This is a genomic window from Pyramidobacter porci, assembly GCF_009695745.1.
Lineage (GTDB): Bacteria > Synergistota > Synergistia > Synergistales > Dethiosulfovibrionaceae > Pyramidobacter > Pyramidobacter porci.
The window spans coordinates 227,221-252,633 of the sequence record NZ_VUNH01000003.1 but is presented as its reverse complement, the minus strand read 5'-3'; the positions used below and the strand labels follow the sequence as shown (position 1 = coordinate 252,633).

Sequence of the window (25,413 nt, the reverse complement as noted above, 5' to 3'; positions counted from 1 at the left end):
CCAGTTTATCGAGGTGATACTATGGCCGACATTACGCTCACTCCTCGTCAATCGGTGCGGCTTCCGCATCGTGGAGTTTTACAACAGCCATCATCCCGATCCCAACACTCCGGATTCGGGGAAAGAGACGGACGAGCAGTTCCCGGATGGAATGTTTCGTTTTGAGAAGAGGATGAAAGAGACATATCGGTATCATCATGGGAGGAGCAGTCATGAAAATAGAGATCGGAAAAGATTTTCCCCAGTATTTTAAGCCCTCGTATCCAGAGGAATTCGAACTGTTTTCACACTTTGAAACAACAGCGGGGATACCAACGGTCTTGTTTGCCATCACCACATGGAAAGAAAATGGAAAGCCGAATGTCTGCTTCCATTCATGGAGCTGTTTTCACGGGGATAAGACCGCTTTCTTCGCTGTGATGGGGAATTTGTACCAGCACACGCATACCTATGCAAATATCCAAAGGGATAAATGTTTTTGCATCAATTTTCTGCCGATAAGCTCCTATGACAGATTGGTAGATACCATTACCCACAATGACTTGGAAACGGATGAATTTGCAGCAGGAGATTTCACGCTTTCCCATGCGAAAACGATCCGTGCGCCGATCATTCAAGAGGCATTTATAAATATGGAATGTACTTTGAAAGAGACGCGGGATTTAAGCGGTGCGGGGATCACATCAATGATTGTCGGTCAGATACAGCATATCTCTGTGGAAAAGGAATATGCGCAGGGCTATGAGCGACGATACGGCGGAGAGGGATTTATGATGCTGATACCGGCGCCGCAAGATCTTATTACCGGGGAACCCGGTCAATCTGCGATTGCCACTGTAAATATCGAGAAATACGACTGACGGCACGGGTACAGCCACCAGATAAACTGGAACTCTTGAGAGTACATAGACTGCGGGTTGGACTGCGAAAAGTGCGGCGCATATCTTGCGACACTCAATGACAATCAGGCGTTGCGTGAAAAAACGGCAAAACTGTGGGCCGAGTTGAATAAGGCTCCCATTTTGCCTGAACATATCAACTGTCAAGGCTGTCGCGTTAAGGGGATTAAAACTGTATTTTGCGATAGCCTTTGCGGTATTCGTCAGTGTGCATTGAAAAAAGGCGTGACGACATGCGGCGACTGTCCTGAATTGGGAAAATGTCAGATCGTTGGAAGAATCATCGCCAATAATCCCACTGCGCTGAAAAATCTAAAGGGATAAACTATGTAAATTTGACGATCTTCAATTTTTTAATTAACAAGAATAAGGACGACAGACAAAAATGTCCCTCTCTCCATGAAAATGAAATACCCGCCGCTTATCACAGCGACACACAAGCAGTAAGTCTGAAAAGATTTACTGCTTTCTTTGGACAAAAAATCGCGAAGCCCGGATTTTACAGGCTTCGCGATTCGTTTTGATTCCTTGATTTTCTAGTTATGGCGGAGGCGTGTGCGAATCGAACACACCAAGGACGATCAGAATCGCCCCTCACGCGGGTTTGAGGCCCGGGGCAGCCACCGGACTGCATCCGCCTCCGCAACGTGGAGTATTTTACTCTATTCTCCCTCTTTAGGCAAGCCGCTTTTTTTACAGAACTCCGGACGTTTTTGCGCGGCGGATTTCAAACGGCCCGGCGGCTTACATGCCGCGCAGGCGTTTCAGTTCCTCGTAGGCGCCCTGGATCTGCTCGAACTTCCGCGCCGCCAGGCGCGTGAACTCGGGGTCGTTCAAATCGGCGAACTTGTCGGGATGATATTTGGAGATAAGTTCCCGATAGCGCGCGCGAATCTCGTCGTCGCCGGCGCTGCGCGGCAGGCCGAGAATTTCGTAGGGGGAACGGGAAGCGCCGCCCGGCGCGGCGGAATCCGCAAAGCCGCGCCCGCTTTCCCCGCCGCTCTGCCAGTCGCGCCGCGGAGCGCTTCTATTTCCCATGCGGCGGAACAGGTCGCCGAGGAAGGAACGCGCGAAAGCCAAAAAGAGCAGCGGCACGATGAGGCGCTGAACGATCTTAAACAGGAATCCCATTTTTCCCTTCCGGCTTAATCCGCTCCGCCCAGCAGCTCGAGAAATTTCCCCACAAGCGCCGAAATGCGCGCGGCGGCGCGGCCCATCTCAGAGAGCACCTCTTCTTCCGACAGCTTGACGGGGCGCATGCCCGCCGCCAGGTTGGCGACGCAGGAGACGCCGCAGACTTCCATGCCCATGTGGTTGGCGACGATCACCTCATGAACGGTTGACATGCCGACGAGATCGGCGCCCATGGCGCGGGCCATGCGGATCTCCGCCGGCGTCTCGTACGAGGGACCGGCCAGGCCGATGTAGACGCCGCGGCGCGTCAGCAGCCCCAGCGATTGGGCGGCTTCTTCCAGCAGGGCGATCAGGCGGCGGCTGTAGGGCTCGCTCATGTCGGGAAAGCGCGGCCCCCAGGCGGGATTGTTGGTGCCTCTCAGCGGATTCATGCCGGTGAGGTTGATATGGTCGGTGATCAGGGCGATGTCGCCGTTGGCGTACTCGTAATTGATGCCGCCGGACGCGTTGGTCACGAGCAGGGTCTTGACGCCCCACTGGCCGAAGACGCGGATCGGGAAGGTCGTCTCCTGCGGCGCGTAGCCTTCGTAGCAGTGCAGTCGTCCCTGCATGACCACTACCGGCACGCCCGACAGCATTCCGCAGACGAGGCGCCCGGCATGCCCGGGCGCGGTCGAGGTCTTCCAGTGCGGAATCTCCGCGTAGGGAATGACGACGGGATCTTTCACGGCTTCGGCCAGCATGCCCAGCCCGGAGCCGAGGATCAGCGCCGCCCGGGGCACCCAGTTCACTCGCGACTTGATCGCTTCCAGCGCTTCCGTCACCTGACGGGCGTATTCTTTCATCTCCATGACAGGATCTTCCTTTCTCACACAGAATTTCCGCTAGGCGCGGGGATGGGCGCGGTCGTACACGTCGCGCAGTTCGAGATCGAAATGCAGATATTTCTCCGTGGTGGCGATGGAGCTGTGCCCCAAAAACTCCTGCAGGGTCCTCAGATCCATGCCGCGGCGCAGCAGGTGCGTGGCGATGGAATGGCGCAGCACGTGAGGAAAGAGGCGCTCCTCGGGAACGGAGGCCATCTTGCCGCGCTTCTGCACGATCCTCCACAGGTCGACCCGGCTCAGCGGCTCCCGGCGCGAAGAGAGGAACAGCGTTTTCTCCGTTTTGTCGCCGCCGAGAAACTCCAACCGCTTTTGCAGATAGATCTGAAACTGCCTTTTCAGATCTTCGGCAAAGGGGACTTGCCGTTCTTTGCTCCCTTTGCCGAGAACGATCAGATTTTTGTCGTCGAGATTCAGCGAGCCGACTTTCAGCCCGCACAGCTCGCTGGCGCGAACGCCGCAGTTGGCCAGCGTTTCCAGCGCCGTGCGGTCGCGGCAGTCGTAATAGCCGGGGCCGTCGCAGGCATCGAGGATGCGCTGGATCTCCCCTTCGGTGAGGATCTTGGGGAGCTTCTTGGTTTTCGCCGGCAGCACCGGGATCCACGTGTTCATCGGCAGATCGCCGTTGAGGACGCGGAACTTCACCCAGCTCCTCAGGCCGGCCACGATCAGCTGGATCGACGAGCCGGCGCGCCCTTGGTTCTTCAGCGCATGGATAAAGCTGGAGAGAACTTCCTGAGCAACGTCGAGCGGGTCCAGCCCCGCCTCTTCGCAGTAGGCGCGCCAGAGCTCCAGACCGCGGCGATACGTTTCCGCCGTGTTTTTGCTCTGCCCGCGCTCCAACAGGATGTAGTCCTCAAAAGCGGCGCGCGACGTTTCGAAGGATACGGGCATACTCGTTCGCCTCCATGCAAAAAAAATAAGGGCCGGCTCGTAAGCCGGTCCTTATCATATCACGTTTCATGAAAAATTACTTGGCGCGCGAAGTACCACGCCAGCGCCATCAGCGTTTTCGCGTCCTGAGGATCGCTCGAGCCGAGCAGCGCGCGCGCCTGTTCGTCGTCGAAGCGCAGCAGCGCAATGTCTTCGTCGTCGTCCGGACGGAGAGGATCCCACGCCAGTTCCTCGGCGAGAAAGACGAACAGCTTCTCGTCGGAAAATCCCGGCGACGAGAAGATCGCCGGCATCGGCGTCCATTTTGAGGCCCGGTAGCCGGTCTCCTCGCGCAGCTCCCGCTGCGCCGACTGCAGCGGTTCCTCGCCGCGCTCCATCAGCCCGGCCGGGATTTCGACGATCTCCGCGTTCAAGGGATAGCGGAATTGTCGCACGAGCAGAAAACGCCCTTCGCCGTCGCGCGCCAGAACGGCCACGGCGCTGCGGTGCTCGACCACTTCGCGCGTGGCGCGGCGGCCGTTTCGCGACACTTCCACCTGATCGACGCGCAGGTTGAGGATCCTGCCCTCATAAAGGCGTTTGGAAGAAAGACAGCGTTCCATAATATGATCTCCTGTCAAAATCGCGGCGTCCCGCTCAGGCGTCGAGCTTCTCGTCTTTTTCGAGGCGCAGCCCTTTCGCCCAGTCGCCCGCCGCCATCGGCCTTTTTCCTTCCGGCTGGACTGTCAGCAGTTCCAGGGCGCCCTGCGGCGTGCCCAGAAACAGCCGGCCGCCCGCGGCGAAAAGTTTTCCCGATCCGGCGGCAGGATGCGGCGCCACGCGGGTTTTGAGAATTTTCACGCGCCGGCCGCGGAACGTCACGTACGCGCCCGGCGCCGGGCACAGGCCCCGCACCAGGTCATGGAGTTTCCGCGCGCCGAGCGCAAGATCGAGCCGCGCTTCGCTTTTGTCGATTTTGGCGGCGACCGTCGCCAGCGCCTCGTCCTGGGGCGTCAGCGCGGCCGTTTCGTTCAGCAACGAGGCGACGTTCTCCGTGAAGAGGCGGGCCCCCGCCACGGCCATGCGTCCCAGCAGCTCACCCGCGTTCTCCTCGGGACCGATCGCGCAGCGCCCCTGCAGCCACACCGGGCCGGCGTCCATCTTCTCCACCAGACGGAACAGGGACACCCCCGTCTCCGTCTCGCCGTTCATCAGCGCCCGCTGCACAGGAGCCGCGCCGCGGTAGCGCGGCAGCAGCGAAGGATGGATGTTGATGCAGCCGCAGCGCGGCCCGTTCAGCCACGGCTCGCCGACCTTCTGGCCGAAGTCGATCACCAGGATCAGCTCAGGCTTCTCGCTTCCGTAAAGCCGGATCAGATCCGCGTCGCGATTCACCGCAGCCGACTGCCGAAGTGGCAGTTCCAGTTTCAGCGCGACTTCCTCCACAGGCGTGCTTCGCGTCTTCAACCCGCGTCCGGCGACGCTCGGCGGGGCCGTCACGACAAGCTGCGGCCTGCACTTCGAAGCGATTTCCTCCAGGCAGCGGGCCGCGAAACACCCCGTCCCGAAAAACCAGATCTTCGCCGTCATTTTCTCTTCATCAGGCGCTTGCGGATCAATTCCCGCTTCATCGGCGAAAAATGATCGATCAGCAGCTTGCCTTCCAGATGCTCGATCTCGTGCTGAAACGCGCGGGCGACAAAACCCTCCGCCTCGTGCCGGCGTCTGGCGCCCGTTTCGTCCTGACACTCCACCACAACGCGTTCGGCGCGTTCGATCTCGCCGAAGATGCCGGGAAAACTCAGGCAGCCCTCCTCGCCCCGCTGCGTTCCCGTCGCTTCCACAATGACGGGATTGACCAGAACGTAGCGTTCGCCCTCAAAGCAGACCACGGCCACCTTTTTGGACACGCCGACCTGCGGCGCGGCGATGCCGACGCCGTCGTCGTCTTTCATGACGATCGTCATCTCGTCCACAAAAGTCTTCAGCGCCTCGTCGAAAACGGTCACGGGCCGAGTCGCCCGTCTCAAAACAGGATCGGGAAATTCTACGATTTTCAGCGGCATTGGATCACATGTTCCTCCCACAATATTTTGCTTCTATTCTAGCCGTTTTGCGTTTTTTCTGCATCTGTTTTTACCAGACGAAAAACTCTGCGCAACGCGCTGCCATAAAAACGGTACGAAAAAGAGCCATCCTGCGCGGGATGGCTCTTTCTGCATAAATCCTTACTTGTCTTCGAAGTTGATGCCGCTGAAGAGGTCGCCCAGCGTCACGCCGGTGTCCTCGCTGAAACCGGAGAGCTTTTCGGCTTCAGGCTTGTGGCGGGGCTTGGAACCTCTTTCGCTTCTGGAGGCCGATCCTTCATGACGGGGTGCTTTTTCGCCCTGAGTCGGAGCGTTCTTGCCGCGCTCGGCGGCCTTCTCGCCGGCCTCGATGGCGCTGACGCTGAGGCGGATGCGGCGCTCGGCGGGATTCACTTCAAGAACGCGGGCAGTCACTTCCTGGCCTTCCTGAAGCACGTCGCCCGGCTTTTCGACGCGGTGCGTGCTGAGCTGGCTGATGTGGATCAAGCCTTCGACGCCCTTCTCGATCTCGACAAACGCGCCGAAGTCGGCCAGGCGTACGACCTTGACGGTGATGTCCTGTCCCTTCGCGTAGCGTTCCTCGATACCCTTCCAGGGATCGTGCAGCTGCTTGTAGCCCAGGCTCATGCGCTTCTTTTCGGGATCGATGTCGAGCACGACGGTCTCGACTTCCTGTCCCTTGTGCAGCACTTCGCGGGGATGCTTGATGCGGCTCCAGCTCAGGTCGCCGATGTGGATCAGTCCCTCGATGCCGGGTTCCACTTCGACGAAGGCGCCGAAATCGGTGACGTTGGTGACGACGCCCTTGGTCTGCTGATCCTTCTGCCAGCGCTCCATCACGGTATCCCATGGATTGCCCTGAGCCTGGCGGATGCTGAGGCTGATCTTGTTGTTTTCCCTGTCGATGCCGATGACTTTGACTTTGACGGCGTCGCCTTTTTTATACGTTTCGCGGGACTTGGAGCTGCGCTGCCAGGAAACTTCGCTGACATGCACCAATCCATCCAGAGGGCCGACGTTGACGAACAGGCCGAAGGTGGTCACGCTGCTGACCGTGCCGTCAAGCACGTCACCCACGTTGACCTCGCTGTAAAACTTCTCGCGCTTAGCGGACAGGTCCTCGTCAAGCAGGCTCCTGCGGGAGAGCACCAGGCGGCGCTTGCGCTTGTCCATTTCAAGCAGACGGACCTGGAACTCTTCGCCTTCGAAGCGGCCGGGATTGACGCCGCGGCCTTCCTCGGCAAGATGCGAAATCGGGATAAAGCCCTCGAGGTTAAAGCAGTTAACCATCAAGCCGCCTTTGACCTTGCGAATGCCCTTGACGGTGATGACGTCGTTCGCCTTCGCCTTGGACTCGAGTTCCGCCCAGCGGCGATCGAACTCGCAGCGCCAGCGGCTGACGAGAAGCTGAGCTTCTTCGCCGTCGCGCTTGCTCGTTACCTGGACTTCGATCTTGTCGCCGATTTCGGGAGCGGCCTTGTCATCGACAAGAATGTGGTGCGTCCACTCGCGCTCGGGCAGGAAGCCCTCGCACTTGTAGCCCACGTCGACAAGCCAGCCGCCGTCGGTTTTCTCGACCACCGTACCCTCGATGACCTTGCCGCGCGCAATCTCTTCCGAAGCCGCGTCGTACTGGGCCATAAGAGAGGCCATATCCATGCTTTCTTCTTCAACCTGGTTCTTGACTTCTTCACTCATTCCTGACATCCCCCTGACGTCCTGCGATGTTATCAATCGCGTTATGTAGTTGTTCGATAAGCCAGTCAGGCGTACTCGCCCCGGCCGCAATACCAATCACCCGTTTCTCCAGCACCCACCTCCTGTCAAGCTGACCGGCATGCTCGATCCATACTGCGTCGCAGTTCGAATCGCGCGCAATGCGACACAACTTGCCGGTATTGGCGCTGTTATGTCCGCCGATGACGATCATGCCGTCGACCGCAGACGCCAGTCGTCTTACGGCCTGCTGGCGTTCAATCGTAGCACGGCAGATGGTGTTGTAGATCCTGAGCTCGTCGGCCACGCCGAGGGCCGCCTTGGCCACTTCAGCGAGGAGACTTTCTTCCTGTGTTGTTTGAGACACCAATCCCAACTTATGGATTTTAACAGACGATTTGAATATTGTCGAGGAAAAAAGTGACGGAATCGTCGAAATCACCGTCGAAGGTCCGCGGACGTATCCCCGCATGCCGATGATCTCGGGATGTTTCTCGTTTCCGAGGATCAGAACGTGATAGCCCGCCTCGGACAATTCCCGCGCGTGATCCTGTGCCGCGCGCACGAAGGGGCACGTACCGTCGATGACGTTGACATTTCTTTTCCTCAGATTCTCCAGCACGCCGGGAGCCGCCCCGTGGGCGCGGATAAACGCCGCCGCACCGGCGGGAATCTCCATCTCGGACTGGACGACGCACAATCCCATCTTTTGCAGACGCTCGACTTCCTGCGGATTGTGGATCGGACTGCCGAGCGCATAAACAGGCGCCGCCTGCGTCAGCGCTTTTTCCACAAACCCGATCGCTCGTTTGACGCCAAAACACAGCCCTGTCGGTGCCGCGACGAGCACTTTCATCGCAAAGCCTCGTCAAGGTGCTTTTTCGCCTGTTCGATCAACCATTTTCCGTTTTCCGCCGGCGTCTTCTGCGACAGGTCGCACCAGACGGCCGGCGCGAATTTTTTGAACCAGGTCATCTGTCTTTTGGCGAACTGCCGCGTGGCGATTGCGTCTCCCATGATCGCTTCTTCCAAAGTCATCCGCCCCTGATGGAACAACGTCAGTTCTTTGTAACCGAAACCCTGCATCGACGGCAGATCGGGGGAATAACCGTTGTCGAGCAGCCACTTCACTTCTTCGGGATAGCCCGAAGCGAACTGCCGGCGCACGCGCCGTTCAATGCCGTTTACAAGGATGTCGCGCGGCTTGAACAGGCCCAGATAGAGCACGTCGTAAGGCGACTCCGACGGGCGCTCGCGCGCGTACCATTCGGAAGCCGGACGCCCGGAAAGAAGGAAGATCTCCAGCGCCCGGGAGACACGGAATTTATCGTGGGGATGAAGTCTGGCGGCGCTTTCGGGATCGGAATTTTTCAGCCGGCCGTAAAGTTCGTCCGCTTCGAGGGCAAAAAGTTCGGCGCGCAGTTTTTCGTCCGTGGGCACGTCGATGGACAGCAGCCGGCTGAAGAGCGCCTGATAATAGAACGGCGTGCCGCCGACGAAAAGCGGCGCCCGCCCCCGCGCCATGATCCGCTTGACACAGTCTGCCGCCTGAACGACAAAATCGGAGGCCGTGTAGACCTGATCGGGATCGGCGACGTCGATGAGGTGGTGCGGGATCTCCCGGCGCACTTCGCGGGAGATCTTGTCCGTGCCCACGTCCATGTAGCGATAGACCTGCCGCGAGTCCACCGAGATCACCTCGGCGTTCAGCGCGCGGGCAAGGTCGAGGCTCATGGCCGTCTTGCCGACGGCCGTCGGGCCGATCACCGCGACGATGGGCAACTTTTGCGCGCCGCTCATAGCCCCAGTCTCCCGAAATGCTTGTCCAAAGCGCCGCCGGTCAGCCGCAGCACGGTCGGCCGCCCGTGAGGACAGGCGTTGGGCTGGTCACAGCGCTCCAGTTCGGCCAGCAGTTGATAGGCTTCCTCCGCTTCCAGGCGCGTCGTCAGCTTGACCGAAGCCTTGCAGGCTTTGGTCGCGAAGACGTTGATCAGCGAGTCGGAATGTTCCTGGCGTTCCTCGATCGCGTTCAGCGCGCTGCGCAGCAGATCGACGGGCGAAACGCCCACGACTTTGGCGTGCATAGGCAGCTGCGACAGGGAACCGTCCTCGTCGATCGCAAAGTTCAGCTCGCTCAGTTTCTCGCGGTTCGCCAGCGCCTCGTCCTTCAAAGTCGGCGGCAGCGGAATGGGCATGATCAGTTTTTCCTGTCCCCGCGAAGCGGCGCAGGCCTTCAGGATCCGTTCGTAATTGACGCGCTCGTGGGCGGCGTGCGGATCGACGATCAGCAGCCCGTCCGGCGTGGAAAAGATCAGATAGCCCTGCGGCAGCTGCGCGAGATAAATCGTACCGTCCGGCGCGGCGTTTTCCGCAACAGACATGTCGCCAGACGGCGGAACTGAAACGGTCTGACGATAGGAAGCGAAAGGCAGACGCTCGCCGCTCGCTTCCTGCGAACCTCGCGCTGCAAACGCGTTCGGCGACGCGGCGCGAAACACCGGCTCCTCCATGCGCGAAAACGGATGCGGCTCGCGCTCGGGCAGGCGGCGCCACGCCGCGGAATCGCCCGGCGCTGCCAGCCCGCCGGCGGAAAAAGATTCTGTCGGCGCCTCGAACGGAGGCGAAGAAAACGGCATACGATCGCCGCGCTCAAGGATCGGCGCGTCGGAAAATCCCTTGGCAAGACGCTCCGCCGCTTTGCGGACCAGATCGTACACCTCCCCGGAACGGCGGAACAGGATCTCCGACTTCGCCGGATGGACGTTGACGTCCACGTCTTCCGCCGGCAGCGAAAGCATGACCAGCCAATTGCCACGCGTCGCCCAATGGAAGCCCTGGATCGCCGACCGGATCACCGCGTCGCTGACGCGGCGTCCGTTCACGAACGAGACCAGCTGAAAGCGGCTCTGCGGCCCCAGGTCCTGCCACCACAGCCGCACGGAGGACGTCGCGGCCTCGAAAGCGGAAGCTCGGATCTCGGGCTCGTCGCCCCATATCTGCGCCAGCAATTTCTCGACGCTGCCGCCGCCCGAGCTTTTGAAGACGCTCTTGCCGTCGTGAGTCAAAGAGAACGCGACGGCAGGATAAGCGAACGCGTAGTCCTGGACCAGGCGCGAAATGCGGCGGAACTCCGCCGCGGCCGTTTTGAGGAACTTGCGCCGCGCCGGCAGATTATAGAAAAGATCCTTGACGACCACCGTCGTGCCGGGACGCAGCGGTACCGCCGTGACGCGGGGCACGCCGTTTTCGTAATGGAGCGAGGCGCCTTCGGGCAGGTCGGGCCGGCGGCTGTAGAGCTCGAAATGGCTGACGGCGCAGACGCTGCTCAGCGCTTCTCCGCGGTACCCCAGCGTGGCGATCGCCTCAAGGTCTGCCTCGCTGCTGATCTTGCTGGTAGCGTGTTTTTCCACCGCCAGAGGCAGCTCCTCCGGGACGATGCCGCCGCCGTTGTCCTTCACGGAGATCAACACCTTGCCGCCCTGCCCCAGTTCCACGTCGACGGCCGTCGCGCCGGCGTCGAGGCTGTTTTCGATCAGCTCCTTGACGACGGAAAGCGGCCGTTCGATCACCTCGCCGGCGGCGATTTTGCGCGAAAGCCCGTCGGGCAGTCGATGAATTCCCATCATTCACACCTCAGTTTCTTTGCCTGTGAAACCAGCCGGTAGAGCTGGTCGAGAGCGTCCCGCGGCGTCATCCGATCAGGCTCGAGCGAAGCGACTTCTTCGATGAAGGCGTCCCCGGAAAGGTCGAACATGTTCACCTGCGCCGACGGCGCAAAACGGTTCGGATCGCCGTGAGACTCCGACTGCTCGGCCTCCAGCCGCTCGAGAATTTCATGGGCGCGTTTGAGCACCACCCGCGGCAGCCCGGCGATGCGGGCGACCTCGATGCCGTAGGAACGGTCGGCCGGGCCGGGCTGTATCTTGTGCAGAAACCGCACGCCCTCGTCGGTCTCTTCTACGTCCATGCTCAGGTTGAACAGCCCGGGCATGGTCTTTTCGAGGTCGGTCAGCTCGTGATAATGCGTGGCGAAAAGTACGAACGGCTGGACGCCGCAGAGGTTGTGCAGATACTCGACCACGGACCAGGCGATGCTCATGCCGTCGTACGTCGAAGTGCCGCGCCCGATCTCGTCGAGGATGACTTCGCTGCGGGCCGTGACGTTATGGAGGATGTTCGCGGTCTCCATCATCTCGACCATGAAAGTGCTGTTGCCGCGCGCCAGCTCGTCGCGCGCGCCGATGCGGGTGAACAGGCGGTCGGTCAGCGGCAGACGGGCGGACGCCGCCGGCACGTAGCTGCCGGCCTGCGCCATGATCTGCAAAATCGCGGCCATGCGCAGGTACGTCGACTTGCCCGCCATATTGGGACCGGTGACGATGGCCGTCCGCCGCGTCAGATCCATCTTCAGGTCGTTCGGTATACAGGGCTGGCCGCGCAGCGCCCGTTCGACCATCGGATGGCGGCCTTCGCGGATCTCGAGGACCCGCTCTTCGACGACTTCGGGACGGCAGTAGCCGCGTTCCCGCGCCGTGCGCGCGAACGAGTTCAGCACGTCCAGTTCGGACAGCGCGTGGCCGAGCCGCTGAATGGCGTCGGTCCGTTCGAGGCAGGCCGCCGTCAGCTCGTCGAAAATGCGCTGCTCGATCTCCGCGATCTTGGAATCCGCCTGCAACCGGCGTTCCTCGTACTCTTTCAGTTCGGGAGAAATGTAGCGCTCGGCGTTGACCAGCGTCTGTTTGCGGACGTACTCCGGCGGGATTTCCGTATTTTCCGCTTTGGCGCGGGAGATTTCGATGTAGAATCCGTAAACTTTGTTGTACCCGACTTTCAGCTTCGCAATGCCAAGGCGCTTTTTTTCCCGTTCCGCAAAATCTTCGAGCCAAGCGTCGCCGCTGTCGCCGAGAGAGCGCCACTGGTCGAGCTCTTCATCGCAGCCGGGCGCGGCGATGGCGCCCAAACTCAGGGAGCGCGGCAGCTCCGGCAGCAAAAATCTATCAAGCCGGGCGCGCAGCTCCGCCAGTTCGCCGGGATCTGGCAAAGCCGCCGAGCGGCACATTTCGCCCAAGGCCGCGTCGATTTCCGGGTGCACGTCCAGCGTGTCGCGGATCGCGCCGAGGTCGCGCGGATTAGCGCTTTTCATGTGCAGGCGAGCGATGGCGCGCTCCACGTCGCGGCATTTTTCTAGCAGATCGGCAAGAGAACGCGAGGCGTCTTCGTGGCCGTACAGTTCCTGAACGGAATCAAGACGCTCGTTGATTTTCTCGATCGAACAGAGCGGACGGGCGATCCAATCGCGGAGCAGTTTTTTGCCGAACGGCGTGGCGCACTCGTTCATGCACTCGAACAGCGACGCTTCCCCGCCCCAGAGGTCGAGATTGTTCTGCGTGTGCCAGTCGAGGTGCATGAACCCTTCCGGCAGGATTTGGGAAATGCTTCTGATGTGAGCCGCTTTCGAGAAGCTGGTCTCCTCCGCATAGCTCACCAGCGCGCTGACGGCGCCGATGCGCGGATCGCCGCGGCGCAGACCGAAGCCCTCGAGGGAATTGACGTTCCAGAGCCGACACAGACGCGCCAGCCCGATTTCGGGATCGAAGTCCTCCGCCGACATCTCGGAATACGACCAGCCCGGATGGGCTTCGATCTTTTCCCGAGAGCCCCGCCCGCGCGGGATCAAAATTTCGCGCGGCGCAAAAGAGAGCAGCACCGACCAGGCTTCCTGCGGAGAAAAAGTTCCCACCTGCACCGTCGAGGCGCTCGGCGTCAGAAAGCCGACGGTCCACTGATCCTGCTCCAGCAGCAACGAGGCCAGCGACGAGTCGACGGTTCCCTCCTCCGGGATGAAAGTCCCCGGCGTCAGGATCTTGACGACTTCCCTGTCCACCAGCGTGCGTCCGTCGGGCGGCGTCATCTGTTCGCAGACGGCGATCTTGTAGCCCTTTTCGATCAGACGCGCGGCGTACTGATCCACCGCATGATGCGGCACGCCGGCCATCGGCATGTTCTTGTTCGCGTCGCGCGCGGTCAGGGCGATGTCGAGTTCGCGCGAGACGAGCTTGGCGTCGTCGAAGAAACATTCGAAGAAATCCCCCATGCGGAAAAAAAGCACGCAGTCGGGGTATTTGTTTTTCCAATAGAAGTACTGTTCCAGCATCGGCGTCATCCTGGCGGGCCTCTGCTGGAAAGGCGCTTTGGGTTCCGTCATCTAAAATCGGTCAGCTCCTTTCGCATCCATGTAGCTTTGCAGGATCACCGCGGCGGCGATCTTGTCGACGGACTGTTTTCGTTTGCGGCGCGACACGTTGCCCTCGAGCAGATAGCTCGTGGCGGTGCAGGTGCTGTAACGCTCGTCCCAATATTTCACGGTGATCATGGGAAAGCGCTGCTGGATCTCCTTTACCACGTCCTGCACATGTTGCGCCGAGGGGCCGATCGTTCCGTCCTCGCGGATCGGCAGCCCAACGAGCAGACAGCCCGTGTCGTAACGCTCGAAGGCGCGCTCCAGATCGTCCAGCCAGGGGCCGTCCGCTTTCCAGACAGCGATCCCCTGAGCAAACATGCCCAGGGGATCGCTGACTGCCACGCCGATCCTCACGGTTCCGACGTCGAGGCAGATAATTCGGGGCATCGTCAAGCTCCGATGAATTTCGCAACGAGATCGACGGCGGCGGCGATCGCCGCGTCGATTTTGGCCGGCTCTTTGCCGCCGGCCTGCGCCATGTTCGGACGGCCGCCGCCGCTTCCGCCGACCAGAGCGGCCAATTCCTTGACGATCTTGCCGGCGTGGAGTTTTTTCTTTTGCGCTTCCTCGCCGAGCATGCAGAGGATCTGCACCTTGTCCTCCGCCGCCTTGGAGAAGACCACGAACACGGCTTTGGGATCGCCGTCCTTGAATTTGTCGCCGGACTCGCGCAGCAGTTCCATGTTCTGTCCGTCCACGCGCCCGATATAGAGGTTGACGGCGCCGCCGGCAAGCGTCTTTTTCGCGATCAGACTGTCGATGCTGCCGGCGAGTCTGGCGCGCGACATCCCGTCGATCTGACGTTTGAGTTCCTTGATCTCCTCTTCCATGCCCCTGACTTTTTCGATCAGCAGCGGCCGTTTGACGGCCAGACGCGCGGAGAGTTCGTCGGCGGTGCGGCTCAGTTCCTGAAGCAGATGCACCGTGGTCATGCCCGTCACCGCCGTGATGCGACGGATCCCGGAGCCAATGCTCTCTTCGCTGACGATCTTCAGAGAACCGATCATACCCGAGGACGAAACGTGAGTGCCGCCGCACAGCTCGCTGGAGAAATCGCCGACGGAGACGACGCGCACGGTTTGGCCGTACTTCTCTTCGAACAGCGCTTTGGCGCCGCTGGCTTTGGCCGCTTCGAGATCCGTCACGGCCGTCGTGACCGGCCGGTCGGTCAGGATCGCCGCGTTGGTCAGCGTCTCGATCTCCTCGAGCTGTTCGCGGCTCGGCGCCTCGTAATGAGTGTAGTCGAAACGCAGGAAACGGTCGGACACGAGCGAACCGTTCTGGCGCACGTGCCCGCCCAGCACCTTGCCGAGCACGGCGTGGAGGATGTGCGTGGCCGTATGGTTGCGGGCGATGGCAAGATGGCGGTCCAGGTCGACCTGCGCGAGGACGCTCTCCCCGACGCGGAGCGTCCCTTTGGTCACGGTGACCGTCTGCATGTTCAGCTCGCCGAAGGGATGCGTGCTGTCCCTCACGACCGCAAGAACGCCGTCGGCCTTGATCAGCCCCGTGTCGCCGATCTGGCCGCCGCGCTCGGCGTAAAACGGCGAACTTTCGAGCAGGACCATGCCCTCTTCGCCTTCGCCGAGAGCGTCGACTTGCCGTCCGTCCCTGACGAGCGCGCGGATCTTGGTATTGCATTCGCTCTTTTCGTAACCGACGAAATCCGTGGCGCCGAATTCGTTGACCAAGGCGTTGAACACGTTCCCCTTGATGACGTTGTTGGCGATCTGCTTGCTGGAGCTGCGGGCGCGCTCGCGTTGCTGCTCCATTTCCTTTTTGAACTCCTCTTCGTCGACCGACACGCCGCGCTCGGCGCAGATCTCGCGGGTCAGTTCCAGCGGGAAGCCGAACGTGTCGTACAGCTGGAAGGCCACCGCGCCGCCGAGAGTCTTTCCGGCGCTTTCGAGCGCCGCTTTGACTTCGGCGTCGAGCAGCTCGCTGCCCTGGCGGATCGTTTTGCCGAAACTGTTCTCCTCGATCTCGACGATCTTCTCGATGGTGAGCCGGTTCTCCCCGAGTTCGGAGTAGGGATCGCCCATCAGTTCGATCACGGCGGGAATCACGTCGTTGATGAACGGCTTGTTGATGCCGATCAGGCGTCCGTAACGGGCGGCGCGGCGGATCAGGCGGCGCAGCACGTAGCCCTGGCCGTCATTGGCCGGCAGAATGCCGTCCGCGATCATGAAGCAGACGGCGCGGACATGATCGGAGATGACCTTCAGCGCCAGATCGCTCTGATCGTTCTCGCCGTACCTGACCCCGGCGATGTCGCCGGCTTTTTTCATGAGCGGGGTGAAGAGATCCGTCTCGAAGTCGTTGCGTACGCCCTGGATCAGCGAGGCAAGGCGCTCGAGCCCCATGCCGGTGTCGATGTTCTTGCGGGGCAGCGGTTTGAAGCTGCCGTCGGCCTGCCGGTCGTACTGCGTGAAGACGTGGTTCCAGATCTCGAGAAAACGGTCGCAGTCGCAGCCGGGATGGCAGTCGGGGCCGCAGGAAAATTCTTCTCCCTGATCGTAGAGGATCTCGGAATCGGGACCGCACGGTCCCTGAGGCCCCATGAACCAGAAGTTCTCGTCCTCGCCGTTGAGGACGAGATGGGATGCGGGCATGCCGATCTCCTTGGTCCAGATGTCGAACGCCTCCTGATCGTCCTTGTAGATCGTCGCGTACATGCGGCTGCCGTCGAGTCCCAGGACCTGCGTGAGGAATTCCCAGCCCCAGGTCAGCGACTCGCGCTTGAAATAGCCGCCCCAGGAGAAGTTGCCCAGCATCTCGAAAAACGTGTGATGGCGGGCGGTGTGGCCGACGTTCTCGATGTCGTTGGTGCGCACGCACTTCTGCGAGGTCACGGCGCAGGCGTATTCCGGCTCTTCGAGTCCCAGATAATACTTCTTGAAAGGCACCATGCCGGCGATGGTGAACAGAAGCGAGGGATCGTCGGGAACGAGCGAAAAGCTCTTGTAATGGTGAGCCCCTTTCGATTCCCAGAAATTTACGAACAACTGACGGATTTCCTTACCGCTGCGATACTGCACGGATGTCCCCTCCTGCACTTTTTTAAGAGAAAATAACGACGGCGCCCCGGGCTGCCGGAGATTCCTCAGGCATGAGCCGCCAGCAGCCAGGCGCGCTGCGCCGAACTGTCCGCGCGGATTTCTTTTTCGGCGCGCGGCGTAAAGGTCCGATCCTTGACGATCCAGTCGCCTCCGCAGAGAACGTGCTTCACGTCGCCGGAACTGCCGGCGTACACGACGTAGCTGGACATGTTTTCCTCGTCGACGCCGAGATAGTGGAGCGCCGTCAAATCGACGGCCGTCAGGTCCGCGGCCCAGCCTTCGGCGAGCCGCCCCACTTTTTCGTAACCGAACGCCCGCGCCCCCTGATAGGTCGCGCAGTCGATCAGCTGCCGCGAGGAAACGGCCAGCGGATCATGGCCGACGCCCTTGTGGACCAGCGAAGCAAGCCGCATCTCGTCCCACAGATCGAGCCGGTTGTTGCTGGCGGCGCCGTCGGTCCCCAGCGCCACGTGAACGCCTTTCTCCAACATGGCCGGAATCGGCGCCACGCCGCTGCCGAGCTTCAGATTCGACGCCGGACAGTGCGCCACGGTGATGTTGTCATGGGCGGCCAGATAGTCGAGCTCGTCTTCCCTGAGCTGCACGCCGTGCGCGAGGACCAAACGCGGCACGGTCGCAAGCCCGGTTTTTTCGAGATACTCGACCGGCGTCATTTTCAAGGTGTCGGTGAGGTAGCCGCGCTCCCACTCGGCTTCCAGGAAATGCGTCTGCAAGGGCAGATTTTTTCTTTTCGCTTCGGCGGCGCATTCGCTGACGAACTCGAATGGCACGGTGTACGGCGCGTGCGGATCGATGCTGTTGATGATCCGCGGCCCCCGCATCTCCGCAAAATCGCGGTAAAGAGTCTGTTTGAAACGGGCCGGATCGCGCACGACGCCGACGGAAACGGAACAGCGCATGCCCAGCTCGTTCACGGCGCGGGCGACCTGATCCATATGATAATACATGTCGGCAAAACCGGTGATGCCGCACGTGGCCATCTCGCACATGGCCTGAACGGCGCCGGCATAAACGACTTCGTCGGTGAGGCGCTCTTCCAGCGGCCAGATTTTCTGCTCCAGCCACTCCATCAGCGGACGTTCCTCGCCGAGGCCGCGCAGCAGCGTCATCGCCGCATGGCAGTGGGCGTTGAAAAAGCCCGGCATCAAAAGCGTTTCGCCCTTGCCGTCCATCACTTCGCATTTTTCGCCGCCCAATGAATCCGGAGCGGCAATTTTTTTTATGCGCTCCCCCTCGACGAGCAGATCGGCGCGCCGCGCGCGCTCCATCGTGCCGTCGAGAAGATAAACGTTGCGGAACAGGATTGCCATTTCAGTCTTCGCGCCAGTCGGCCATATAGGCGCGCTGTTCTTCGGTCAGGCGTTCGAGGGACAACCCCATGGAAGCGAGCTTCGTTTCCATGACCGCCGCGTCGATTTCTTCAGGCACGTCCATCAGCCCCGCCTTGAGAGCGCGCCCGTGTTCGTTCACGTAGATGGCGGATTCGAGCTGGAGCGCGAAGCTGAGATCCATGATTTCAATCGGATGCCCGTCGCCGCAGGCCAGATTGACAAGCCGGCCTTCGCCGAGCAGATTGAGACGGCGGCCGTCGGGCATCGTAAAAGTCTCGATGTTCGTCCGCGCCAATTCGTGTTTGACGGCCAGCGCCGCCAGTTCACGCTTGTTGATCTCGACGTCGAAATGTCCGGCGTTGCCCATGATCGCGTTGTCCTTCATGAGCTGGAAATGTTCCGCCCGGATCACGTGCGTGTTGCCGGTAAACGTAAGAAAGATATCTCCCAGCGGCGCCGCCTGGGCCATGGTCATCAATTCGTTGCCGTCCATGACCGCTTCGAACGCGCGGTGCGGATCCAGTTCGGTGACGATGACGCGGGCGCCGAGGGCGCGGGCGCGCATGGCCGCGCCCCGGCCGCACCAGCCGTAACCGGCGATGACTACGGTCTTGCCCGCCACGAGGATATTGGTCGTGCGCATGAAGCCGTCCCACACCGACTGCCCGGTGCCGTAGCGGTTGTCGAAAAGATATTTGCTGTGGGCGTCGTTCACGGAAATCACCGGAAATGGCAGAATCCCCTGCCGTTCCATGGCCTTCAGGCGTTTGACGCCGGAGGTCGTCTCCTCGGAAGCGCCCTTGACGGCCGGGATCAAGTCCTTCATGTCGGAAAGGAGCGTTGCCACCAGATCGGCGCCGTCGTCCGTGATGACCGACGGGCCGAAAGCCAGCGTATCGCGCAGATAGCAGTGATATTCCTCGCCGCTCATGGCGTGACGGCTGAACACGGAAACGCCCGCATCGACGAGAGCGGCGCAGACGTCGTCCTGCGTGGAAAGCGGATTGCTGCCGGCCGCCCGGACTTCGGCGCCCAGATCTTTGAACGTCCGCAACAGGCAGGCGGTTTTCGCTTCCAGGTGAAGACAGGCTGCAAGTTTTACGCCCTTCAGCGGCTGCGAAGCGGCATAACGGGCCTTCAGGGCGTTGAGCACCGGCATGGAGCGCCACGCCCAGTCCATTTTGGCATGCCCGCCCGGAGCGAGGGAAAGATCGGCGATTTTATAATCCATCATGAATTCTCCTCCTCTGTATATGCGCATCTCTTACGTCCACGCCGCGAGGTTCCACGGAATCCACGCGCCCTGTCACAGTGCCGTCGAGCATCTGCACAGAGAGCACGTCGCCGCAGCGCGCCTGAGCGCTGGAGAGCAGCGGCTCGCCGCCGCTCATGACCAAGCTGTAGCCGCGGCGCGCAAGAGCCGCCGGCGACAGATTCTCCAGCGAACGTTCGCACTCGTCGAGCCGGCCGTTCATGAGCCGAAGTTCGGCGCCGACATGATACGTCGTTTTTTCATCAAGATCGTCAAGACGCTGCGCCGCGTTTTCCAGCAGACGCCTCAGAAAATGCCTCATGGTTTCCTCGCGGCCGGCAAGGTTCTGTTTTTCATCGCGCAGGCCGTGGTCTGCGTGCATATGAAGAAGACGGGAACATTCCGCCAGGGCGCTCAATTCCCGCATACGATCGGGAAACACCGACGTGGCGGCGGCCGTCGGCGTCGGTTCGCGCCGGTCGGCGGCCAGATCGCACAGCGACCAGTCGACTTCGTGCCCCACGCCGCACACGACGGGGGCGGGACAGCGGGCGACCTCCCGCACCAGTTCTTCGTCGTCAAACGGATTGAGGTCTTCTTTGGCACCGCCGCCGCGCACCAGGAGCACGGCTTCCACTCCCGGCAGAGCCGAAGCCCGTCTCAGCGCCAACGCCGCGCTTTCGGCCGCGTGAACGCCCTGCACGAGACAGGGGACGACGATCAGCTCGGCGGCGGGAAAACGCGCGCGAAATTGCCTGATCACGTCCTGAACGGCAGCCCCCGTATCGGACGTAACGCAGGCCACGCGCTGCGGATAACGCGGCAAGGGACGCTTGCGCGCGGCAGCGAAAAGCCCTTCTTTTTCCAGCCTGAGCCGCAGCTCTTCTTTGGCTCTCGCGGCCGCGCCCAGCCCCAGCGGATACATTTTACGCGCGTATATCTGCACGACGCCGCGCGCCTCGTAAAGCCTCACGCTGCCCGAAACCACGACGCGATCGCCGACCGCCGGCCAGAGAAGCATGCCCGCCGCGTCGCCGCGGAACATCACGCAGGGCAGCGAAGCGCTGCGCCCTTTCAGGACGAAATAAACGTGCCCGGAGACGTGACGTTTGAAGTCGGTCAGTTCGCCTTCGACGACAAGATGAGCAAGCGTCTCATCGTAGTCGAGCAGATTTTTTACTCTTAAGGCGACTTCGTCTACGCTCAGAGGCGCGGCATCCCCTCTGACGCGAGCGGAACCATAGCGGATCATGACAGCGAGAGCCCCTTGACGATACGGGCCAGGACGCCGTTGACAAAACGAGGCGAGTCGTCGCTGCCGTACTCTCTGGCCAGCAGCACGGCTTCGCTGAGAGCGACGCCGACCGGGACTTTTTTCGCGATCACGGCCTCGTACAGCGCCAGGCGGATAATCGTGCGATCCACCAGGCTCATGCGTTCGGTTTTCCACTCGGTCGAGTACGTTTCAATCAAGGCGTCGATTTCAGGAAGAGCGTTGCGCACCAAACAGGCGCGCTCGCAGGATTGGCGATAGTCCGCAAAGGGAACCCGCGACACCCCGATTTCCTCGTCGGTGCCGTTTTCTCCGCTTTCAGCTTCAGCGCCGTTTTCCGCAGCGGCTTCCGGCTCGACAAAAAGCTCTTCCAGATATGCTTCGACCTCACGCTGGTCAAGCTTCTTTCCGCCCAGAGAATCCAGCGCGCACAGAATTTGGAAAAGGCGCACTCGCGCCGCATGAAGCGATTCTTGAGTGTTATCTTTATTCGTCACCACTGGGAACCTCGTTTCAAAAAGGGCAAAAGATTCTGCAGCTTGGCCCAGCCTCCGCCGGAAATAAGCCACGACGAAAACAGCCATGTACAAAATGCCAGAACGGCATAAACGGCCACAGCCCACCAGGAAAGTGCGAAAAAGGCAAAAACGCCGCAGACGCAGTTGATCCAAAACGCAGGCTGCCCGCAGAGAGAGCGCTCCAGATAAGGCGACTCGACAAGAAAGCGACTCTGTCTGATCCACTGCAATCTGGGCAGCTCCATCCCCATGGCACGCAGATCCTCGGTGATGGCCTTGGCGCGGCGCATATCGTCCTCCCGGCTCCAGAACTCGCGCTTGTCGTTGATCACGACAAGACACAAACGGTCATGGGCGCGCAGTCTGACCGCGCTGCACTGTACTCCCTGAGGAAGATGGCGGGAAACAAGAGAAAGCACCGCCTGCGTATCCACTTTGATAAAACCATAGGGCGTACGCCCAAAATTCTGATACGTCGCGCATACCTCCCTTCTCTACAACGACAGCCGGCCCGAGGACGAGCCGGCTGTTTGTCTCACTCTCCGGCAGTAGTCACAGCTGCCTTTGCTCCAGTTTCTTCCGTTCCTTGCTCTTCCTTGGGGGCCTGCTCGCCGAAATAAACTCCCTGAACAAAAATGTTCACGGCTTTGACTTCATAGCCGGTCGAGGTTTCCAGCTCCTTTTTCAGGAATTCCTGCAAATCCCAGGCCACATCGGGAATACGAAGTCCGTAGCGAACGAGAACGTAAGCGTCGACGGAGATCTGCGACTGCGTCCCTTCTTCGAGCGAAACGCGCACGCCCTCGGGATTTTTTCGTCCCAGTCCCAGCACCGACATGCCGGCGTTTCCCGGCACCACCGAGGAAACTCGCGCCAGCGCCCGACGGGCGATTTCCTGAACGACGTCTTCAGAGATGTGAAGCAGGCCGTCGGTTGATTTCGGATCCTCCTCGCGAGCTTCCTCTACGGCGCGTTCCAGGTCGAAATCGGATTTGTAGAGCGGCTCGGACGTCTGATCCAGCTCGTCAATCGGCGTCATGATCCTCCGCCTCTAAATCCACGCTGACCTTTTCCCCGCAGTCTGGACACTCAACGCAGTGATCGTCAGGGGAAAGCATGGAAGTCTGACAGTAAAAATGCAGGCCGCAGGACGGGCAGGCGACTTCCGTGTAATCGTCTTCAAGAGGCGCTTCGTCTTCGTCGAGTTCTTCGTCGATTCCCAGGCGCGATTCGACGTCGGACAGATCGGCGTCGAGCTCGCCGCAGATCGAATAGAGGTCGTCAGCCGCGCTCTGCTGCTCCTCCAGCTGCTTTTTCAGCGCGTCGTTCTCGTCCGCCAACGCATCCAGCGCGTCGACAACGGCATTAAAGAGAGAAAGCGCGAGCTTGTCTTCCGGCTTGCCGGCGTCGAGAAGTCCTTTAATGTAGGCAATCTTTTCACGTGCGCTCATTGCCGATCTCTCCTTTATGAAAAACAAGGTCCGAAACAGTCTTTCCGTACAGGCTGAAAGACGCAGTTTCCTCTTCAATTACAATTTACAATGTTCCACGTGGAACAATTCGATTATTTTTTCACTCGTTCAACGTATTCGCCGGTCCGTGTATCGACGACGACGCTCTCGCCGTTCATGACGAACATCGGCACCGTGATGACCAGGCCGGTCTCCATCGTGGCCGGTTTGCCGCCGCCGGCGGCCGTGTCGCCCTTGAAGTTGGGCTGCGTGTCGACGATCTTCAGCACCACGCTGTTGGGCAGCGTGATCCCCATGACCTTGCCCTCGTACATGTCGAGACTGACCTCGAGATTGTCCGTCAGATAATTGAGCGCCGGACCAAGAGCCTCCTTGGTCAGATAAACTTCCTCGTAACTTTCCATATCCATGAAGACGTAGTGATCGCCGTCTTTGTAGCTGTATTGAGCGGGTTTCTCGTCAAAGACGATGCGTTCGAATTTATCGTTGCCGGACACAAAGCTGTTTTCGGAAATGCTGCCCGTATCGAGGTTGCGCAGTTTGCACTTGAGCACGGCGCCGCCGCGCCCCTTCATGTGATGCTGACAGTCCACCACTTCCCACAAACCGTCCTGCCATTTCAATTTCATGCCAGGGTAAAACTTACTTGTATCGACAATATCGGCCATGTATCACGTAACCTCCCGAGAATCTGTTTCTCTGCCGCAAATGCAGACAGCCATGACGTTTAATTTTAATGTGTTTTCACTTCATTTGCAAGGTCCGGAATTTGCGTTTGTCGTCGTTCTCGATCACGCCGCTCATAAGCTCCGCCAGCTAAAGCGCGCGAAACGCTCCGGGGCTGCCCGCAAAAGGAAAGCGGGCCCGTGGAAGCGCGCAGGCCCGCTTTGGAGCGCCCATGGAGGCGCAACGTTATGGAAAAATAAAAAAAATACCGCACAACGGCACGTTCGCCCGGCGCCAAAAGAACCGCGTCGCGCCGAAAGCGTCGGAGGGCAAGATCGAAGCGGCGGCGCCCGCGCGGCTTCGCCCCGAAACCGGCGGCGGAACTTTTTGCGCGCGGCGCCCCACGCCGATTATTTCAGCACAGGAGATCGCTTAGACCCGGCCGCCGCCACGCAACGCCGCGGCGGGAGCCGCCGCTGGCCGGTCAGTGGCCGCAGCCGTCGTGGCCGCCGTTGTCCTTGTTTTCCCGCTTCGCGTCGCTGGCGGATTCCGCGGCGCGCTTGACGGCTTTTGCCCCTTTGCGCCCGGGGGCCTTGGGATCCTCACAAGCGTCAAGCATATCCTCATAACTTTGCACCCAGCCTATACCATCGACGACTGCTTTTATCGCCTCGGTCTTCGAGGATATGGTTACCGCTCCTTGGATCACGTTTACGGCATTGACTGCCACGGTTATCTTTTTAAAATCCTTCCGTTCAGTGCTGCGATTTTTATCAGTCGCGACATCGACAAAACCCAGAATCGAATCACCCGCCGCTAACCCACTCCCAACCACCCCAATGGTAGAGGTAAAGAGTCCAGCAGCCGCGCTTCCAGACGCTGCGAGCCCCGCAGCCGGGAAACTGAGGAAGAAAAGAGCGGCGCCTGCGACAGCAGCGGTTCCGGCCGCAGCCACCTCGCCGGCTCTGGCAACGTAGCCAAGAGTACCAGAAATGGCTGCGTCCAGCCGGGCGTCCGCCATTTCTGCTTTTATCCGGTCTTTTCGGGCCTGGGGATGTTTGGCCTCCATTTCCTGCTGCCGTTTCTTTTCCTCCTTGCGGAGCCTGTCGATCTCGGCGGCCGACATGTTGATATCCGGAGTGCCGTCCGCGATGCTGTTGAGTCCCGCCTCGATGCCGTCGAGACTGGACAGGTTGAAAGGCGCCGCATGGGCCGGAGTCGCGAACAGGAAGCTCAGCGCCTCGGCCAGCAGCGTCCGCTCCTCTTCGTTCATGAAGGATACGGCCATCCTCTTCGCCACGCGGATGTTGAGGGCGTATCTCTTCGCCGCGGAACTCAGTTCCTTTCTCAGCCGCGTCACCTCGTACGCCATGGCGTCCAGTTCTTCCTGCGAAGGCGTCTTTCTGCCCCGGTGGACGGCGTCGTAGATCCGTTTGCAGTAATACCTGGCGCCCATTTCCGCGTTGACGAACGCCTCGATGTACGCGTCGTGTTCCCTCAGGATCTGCGCGGCGTATTTCTTTGGAATGACGGTTTTCTTCGGCGCCTTTTTCCTCGTTTTCGCGGCGTCTTGCTTCTTCGCGGATTTCTTCGCCGCCGGCGCTTTTTTCGCGGCGGGTACGATTTTCTTCGGCACAGCCGATGCGCCCGTCGCGGCGGCCGCCGCTGGAAAGCCGGAGAATGTCAGCGCGCACATCAAAAGTATCGACGTCAGGGTTTTCGCTCTCTTTCCGATTCTCATCGTGTCATCGCCCTTTCGATTTTCGTCTTTTTTTGCGATCCGCTTTTCAGAAGACCGCAGCGGCTCCGAAACATATCCGCATCGAAAAGTATAACAGAAAAACCTCGTTTCGCACATAAAGAAATATATGCCGAGCCCATTTTCACAGGGCCGTCGACACTTTTGGCGTTGAGCAAGCGTTTTGAACCTTTTTAAGGGTGACGCAAAGACTCCCGCCTGCTGAAAGGACTGAGCGAATACCTATAA

Annotated in this window: 24 protein-coding genes and 1 tRNA gene; 2 read left to right on the top strand and 23 right to left on the bottom strand. The window is 60.3% G+C overall.

All coding sequences use genetic code 11. From position 1 onward, the window contains the following. Positions 1 to 212 precede the first annotated feature (212 nt). Together FYJ74_RS04435 and FYJ74_RS04430 are read left to right on the top strand one after the other, a co-directional pair. The gene (locus FYJ74_RS04435; RefSeq protein WP_154528376.1) at positions 213 to 860 is read left to right on the top strand and encodes a flavin reductase family protein; all 648 of its coding nucleotides are present in this window, start codon (positions 213 to 215) and stop codon (positions 858 to 860) included. A gap of 57 nt (positions 861 to 917) precedes the next feature. Then, a complete protein-coding gene (locus FYJ74_RS04430) occupies positions 918 to 1,223 on the top strand; it encodes a DUF3795 domain-containing protein (protein ID WP_154528375.1) in 306 nt (101 codons plus the stop codon). Positions 1,224 to 1,442: 219 nt separating this feature from the next. On the opposite strand, the gene FYJ74_RS04425 is transcribed toward FYJ74_RS04430, so the two are convergent. From FYJ74_RS04425 to FYJ74_RS11615, 23 genes are all read right to left on the bottom strand, one after another. Next, positions 1,443 to 1,541: transfer RNA gene (locus FYJ74_RS04425), tRNA-Sec, on the bottom strand. Positions 1,542 to 1,643: 102 nt separating this feature from the next. Then, positions 1,644 to 2,030, bottom strand: a complete 387-nt coding sequence (locus tag FYJ74_RS04420) for a J domain-containing protein (protein ID WP_154528374.1) — start codon at positions 2,028 to 2,030, stop codon at positions 1,644 to 1,646. 14 nt (positions 2,031 to 2,044) lie between these two features. Beyond that, positions 2,045 to 2,884 carry a purine-nucleoside phosphorylase gene (locus FYJ74_RS04415; protein WP_195838795.1) on the bottom strand — a complete coding sequence of 280 codons (840 nt, stop codon included), beginning with the start codon at positions 2,882 to 2,884 and terminating at the stop codon, positions 2,045 to 2,047. A 33-nt stretch (positions 2,885 to 2,917) separates the two neighbouring features. Next, positions 2,918 to 3,811, bottom strand: coding sequence for a tyrosine-type recombinase/integrase (locus FYJ74_RS04410; protein ID WP_154528373.1), 894 nt, complete (start codon positions 3,809 to 3,811; stop codon positions 2,918 to 2,920). A gap of 59 nt (positions 3,812 to 3,870) precedes the next feature. Beyond that, positions 3,871 to 4,413 (bottom strand): NUDIX hydrolase, encoded by a 543-nt coding sequence (locus FYJ74_RS04405; protein ID WP_154528372.1) that lies wholly within the window; start codon positions 4,411 to 4,413, stop codon positions 3,871 to 3,873. Positions 4,414 to 4,447: 34 nt separating this feature from the next. Beyond that, entirely contained in the window at positions 4,448 to 5,380 is a 933-nt protein-coding gene (gene fmt, locus FYJ74_RS04400; protein WP_154528371.1) for a methionyl-tRNA formyltransferase, read from the bottom strand. Further along, complete coding sequence (gene def / locus FYJ74_RS04395) at positions 5,377 to 5,856, bottom strand: peptide deformylase (RefSeq protein ID WP_154528370.1); 480 nt, start codon at positions 5,854 to 5,856, stop codon at positions 5,377 to 5,379. Before def ends, fmt begins: the two co-directional genes overlap by 4 nt. A 162-nt stretch (positions 5,857 to 6,018) precedes the next feature. Next, entirely contained in the window at positions 6,019 to 7,575 is a 1,557-nt protein-coding gene (locus tag FYJ74_RS04390; protein WP_154528369.1) for a S1 RNA-binding domain-containing protein, read from the bottom strand. Then, entirely contained in the window at positions 7,568 to 8,449 is an 882-nt protein-coding gene (ispH, locus tag FYJ74_RS04385; protein ID WP_154528368.1) for a 4-hydroxy-3-methylbut-2-enyl diphosphate reductase, read from the bottom strand. The genes FYJ74_RS04390 and ispH overlap by 8 nt, the downstream gene beginning before the upstream one ends. Beyond that, entirely contained in the window at positions 8,446 to 9,393 is a 948-nt protein-coding gene (miaA, locus tag FYJ74_RS04380) for a tRNA (adenosine(37)-N6)-dimethylallyltransferase MiaA (protein ID WP_154528367.1), read from the bottom strand. Before miaA ends, ispH begins: the two co-directional genes overlap by 4 nt. Further along, positions 9,390 to 11,216 carry a DNA mismatch repair endonuclease MutL gene (gene mutL / locus FYJ74_RS04375; protein ID WP_154528366.1) on the bottom strand — a complete coding sequence of 609 codons (1,827 nt, stop codon included), beginning with the start codon at positions 11,214 to 11,216 and terminating at the stop codon, positions 9,390 to 9,392. The genes miaA and mutL overlap by 4 nt, the downstream gene beginning before the upstream one ends. Then, the gene (mutS, locus tag FYJ74_RS04370; RefSeq protein ID WP_154528365.1) at positions 11,216 to 13,798 is read right to left on the bottom strand and encodes a DNA mismatch repair protein MutS; all 2,583 of its coding nucleotides are present in this window, start codon (positions 13,796 to 13,798) and stop codon (positions 11,216 to 11,218) included. The genes mutL and mutS overlap by 1 nt, the downstream gene beginning before the upstream one ends. Beyond that, positions 13,799 to 14,221: a Holliday junction resolvase RuvX gene (ruvX, locus tag FYJ74_RS04365; protein ID WP_154528364.1), complete on the bottom strand. Its 423-nt coding sequence runs from the start codon at positions 14,219 to 14,221 to the stop codon at positions 13,799 to 13,801. It abuts the gene before it with no gap. A 2-nt stretch (positions 14,222 to 14,223) separates the two neighbouring features. After that, positions 14,224 to 16,872: an alanine--tRNA ligase gene (gene alaS / locus FYJ74_RS04360; protein ID WP_326830866.1), complete on the bottom strand. Its 2,649-nt coding sequence runs from the start codon at positions 16,870 to 16,872 to the stop codon at positions 14,224 to 14,226. Positions 16,873 to 16,937: 65 nt separating this feature from the next. Then, positions 16,938 to 18,224, bottom strand: coding sequence for an amidohydrolase (locus FYJ74_RS04355; RefSeq protein WP_154528363.1), 1,287 nt, complete (start codon positions 18,222 to 18,224; stop codon positions 16,938 to 16,940). A gap of 1 nt (position 18,225) precedes the next feature. Further along, positions 18,226 to 19,476: an adenosylhomocysteinase gene (locus tag FYJ74_RS04350; RefSeq protein WP_154528414.1), complete on the bottom strand. Its 1,251-nt coding sequence runs from the start codon at positions 19,474 to 19,476 to the stop codon at positions 18,226 to 18,228. Further along, on the bottom strand, positions 19,466 to 20,749 hold the full coding sequence (gene xseA, locus FYJ74_RS04345; protein WP_154528362.1) for an exodeoxyribonuclease VII large subunit: 1,284 nt from the start codon (positions 20,747 to 20,749) through the stop codon (positions 19,466 to 19,468). The genes FYJ74_RS04350 and xseA overlap by 11 nt, the downstream gene beginning before the upstream one ends. Then, positions 20,746 to 21,267 (bottom strand): transcription antitermination factor NusB, encoded by a 522-nt coding sequence (gene nusB, locus FYJ74_RS04340; protein WP_195838794.1) that lies wholly within the window; start codon positions 21,265 to 21,267, stop codon positions 20,746 to 20,748. Before nusB ends, xseA begins: the two co-directional genes overlap by 4 nt. Then, positions 21,264 to 21,707 carry a cytochrome D ubiquinol oxidase subunit I gene (locus tag FYJ74_RS04335; protein ID WP_154528360.1) on the bottom strand — a complete coding sequence of 148 codons (444 nt, stop codon included), beginning with the start codon at positions 21,705 to 21,707 and terminating at the stop codon, positions 21,264 to 21,266. The genes nusB and FYJ74_RS04335 overlap by 4 nt, the downstream gene beginning before the upstream one ends. A gap of 116 nt (positions 21,708 to 21,823) precedes the next feature. Beyond that, positions 21,824 to 22,327 (bottom strand): Asp23/Gls24 family envelope stress response protein, encoded by a 504-nt coding sequence (locus FYJ74_RS04330; protein WP_154528359.1) that lies wholly within the window; start codon positions 22,325 to 22,327, stop codon positions 21,824 to 21,826. Beyond that, positions 22,314 to 22,739, bottom strand: coding sequence for a CD1247 N-terminal domain-containing protein (locus tag FYJ74_RS04325; protein WP_154528358.1), 426 nt, complete (start codon positions 22,737 to 22,739; stop codon positions 22,314 to 22,316). The genes FYJ74_RS04330 and FYJ74_RS04325 overlap by 14 nt, the downstream gene beginning before the upstream one ends. A 113-nt stretch (positions 22,740 to 22,852) precedes the next feature. Next, positions 22,853 to 23,428, bottom strand: coding sequence for an elongation factor P (gene efp, locus FYJ74_RS04320; protein ID WP_154528357.1), 576 nt, complete (start codon positions 23,426 to 23,428; stop codon positions 22,853 to 22,855). A gap of 482 nt (positions 23,429 to 23,910) precedes the next feature. Continuing rightward, positions 23,911 to 25,125, bottom strand: coding sequence for a hypothetical protein (locus FYJ74_RS11615; RefSeq protein WP_195838793.1), 1,215 nt, complete (start codon positions 25,123 to 25,125; stop codon positions 23,911 to 23,913). Positions 25,126 to 25,413: the final 288 nt, after the last annotated feature.

Bases quoted from the DNA above. Each gene is read 5' to 3' on its own strand.
- FYJ74_RS04435 (WP_154528376.1), top strand. From the start codon at position 213: ATGAAAATAGAGATCGGAAAAGATTTTCCCCAGTATTTTAAGCCCTCG.
- FYJ74_RS04420 (WP_154528374.1), bottom strand. From the start codon at position 2,030: ATGGGATTCCTGTTTAAGATCGTTCAGCGCCTCATCGTGCCGCTGCTC.
- FYJ74_RS04415 (WP_195838795.1), bottom strand. From the start codon at position 2,884: ATGGAGATGAAAGAATACGCCCGTCAGGTGACGGAAGCGCTGGAAGCG.
- FYJ74_RS04410 (WP_154528373.1), bottom strand. From the start codon at position 3,811: ATGCCCGTATCCTTCGAAACGTCGCGCGCCGCTTTTGAGGACTACATC.
- FYJ74_RS04405 (WP_154528372.1), bottom strand. From the start codon at position 4,413: ATGGAACGCTGTCTTTCTTCCAAACGCCTTTATGAGGGCAGGATCCTC.
- fmt (WP_154528371.1), bottom strand. From the start codon at position 5,380: ATGACGGCGAAGATCTGGTTTTTCGGGACGGGGTGTTTCGCGGCCCGC.
- def (WP_154528370.1), bottom strand. From the start codon at position 5,856: ATGCCGCTGAAAATCGTAGAATTTCCCGATCCTGTTTTGAGACGGGCG.
- FYJ74_RS04390 (WP_154528369.1), bottom strand. From the start codon at position 7,575: ATGAGTGAAGAAGTCAAGAACCAGGTTGAAGAAGAAAGCATGGATATG.
- ispH (WP_154528368.1), bottom strand. From the start codon at position 8,449: ATGAAAGTGCTCGTCGCGGCACCGACAGGGCTGTGTTTTGGCGTCAAA.
- miaA (WP_154528367.1), bottom strand. From the start codon at position 9,393: ATGAGCGGCGCGCAAAAGTTGCCCATCGTCGCGGTGATCGGCCCGACG.
- mutL (WP_154528366.1), bottom strand. From the start codon at position 11,216: ATGGGAATTCATCGACTGCCCGACGGGCTTTCGCGCAAAATCGCCGCC.
- mutS (WP_154528365.1), bottom strand. From the start codon at position 13,798: ATGACGGAACCCAAAGCGCCTTTCCAGCAGAGGCCCGCCAGGATGACG.
- ruvX (WP_154528364.1), bottom strand. From the start codon at position 14,221: ATGCCCCGAATTATCTGCCTCGACGTCGGAACCGTGAGGATCGGCGTG.
- FYJ74_RS04355 (WP_154528363.1), bottom strand. From the start codon at position 18,224: ATGGCAATCCTGTTCCGCAACGTTTATCTTCTCGACGGCACGATGGAG.
- FYJ74_RS04350 (WP_154528414.1), bottom strand. From the start codon at position 19,476: ATGGATTATAAAATCGCCGATCTTTCCCTCGCTCCGGGCGGGCATGCC.
- xseA (WP_154528362.1), bottom strand. From the start codon at position 20,749: ATGATCCGCTATGGTTCCGCTCGCGTCAGAGGGGATGCCGCGCCTCTG.
- FYJ74_RS04330 (WP_154528359.1), bottom strand. From the start codon at position 22,327: ATGACGCCGATTGACGAGCTGGATCAGACGTCCGAGCCGCTCTACAAA.
- FYJ74_RS04325 (WP_154528358.1), bottom strand. From the start codon at position 22,739: ATGAGCGCACGTGAAAAGATTGCCTACATTAAAGGACTTCTCGACGCC.
- efp (WP_154528357.1), bottom strand. From the start codon at position 23,428: ATGGCCGATATTGTCGATACAAGTAAGTTTTACCCTGGCATGAAATTG.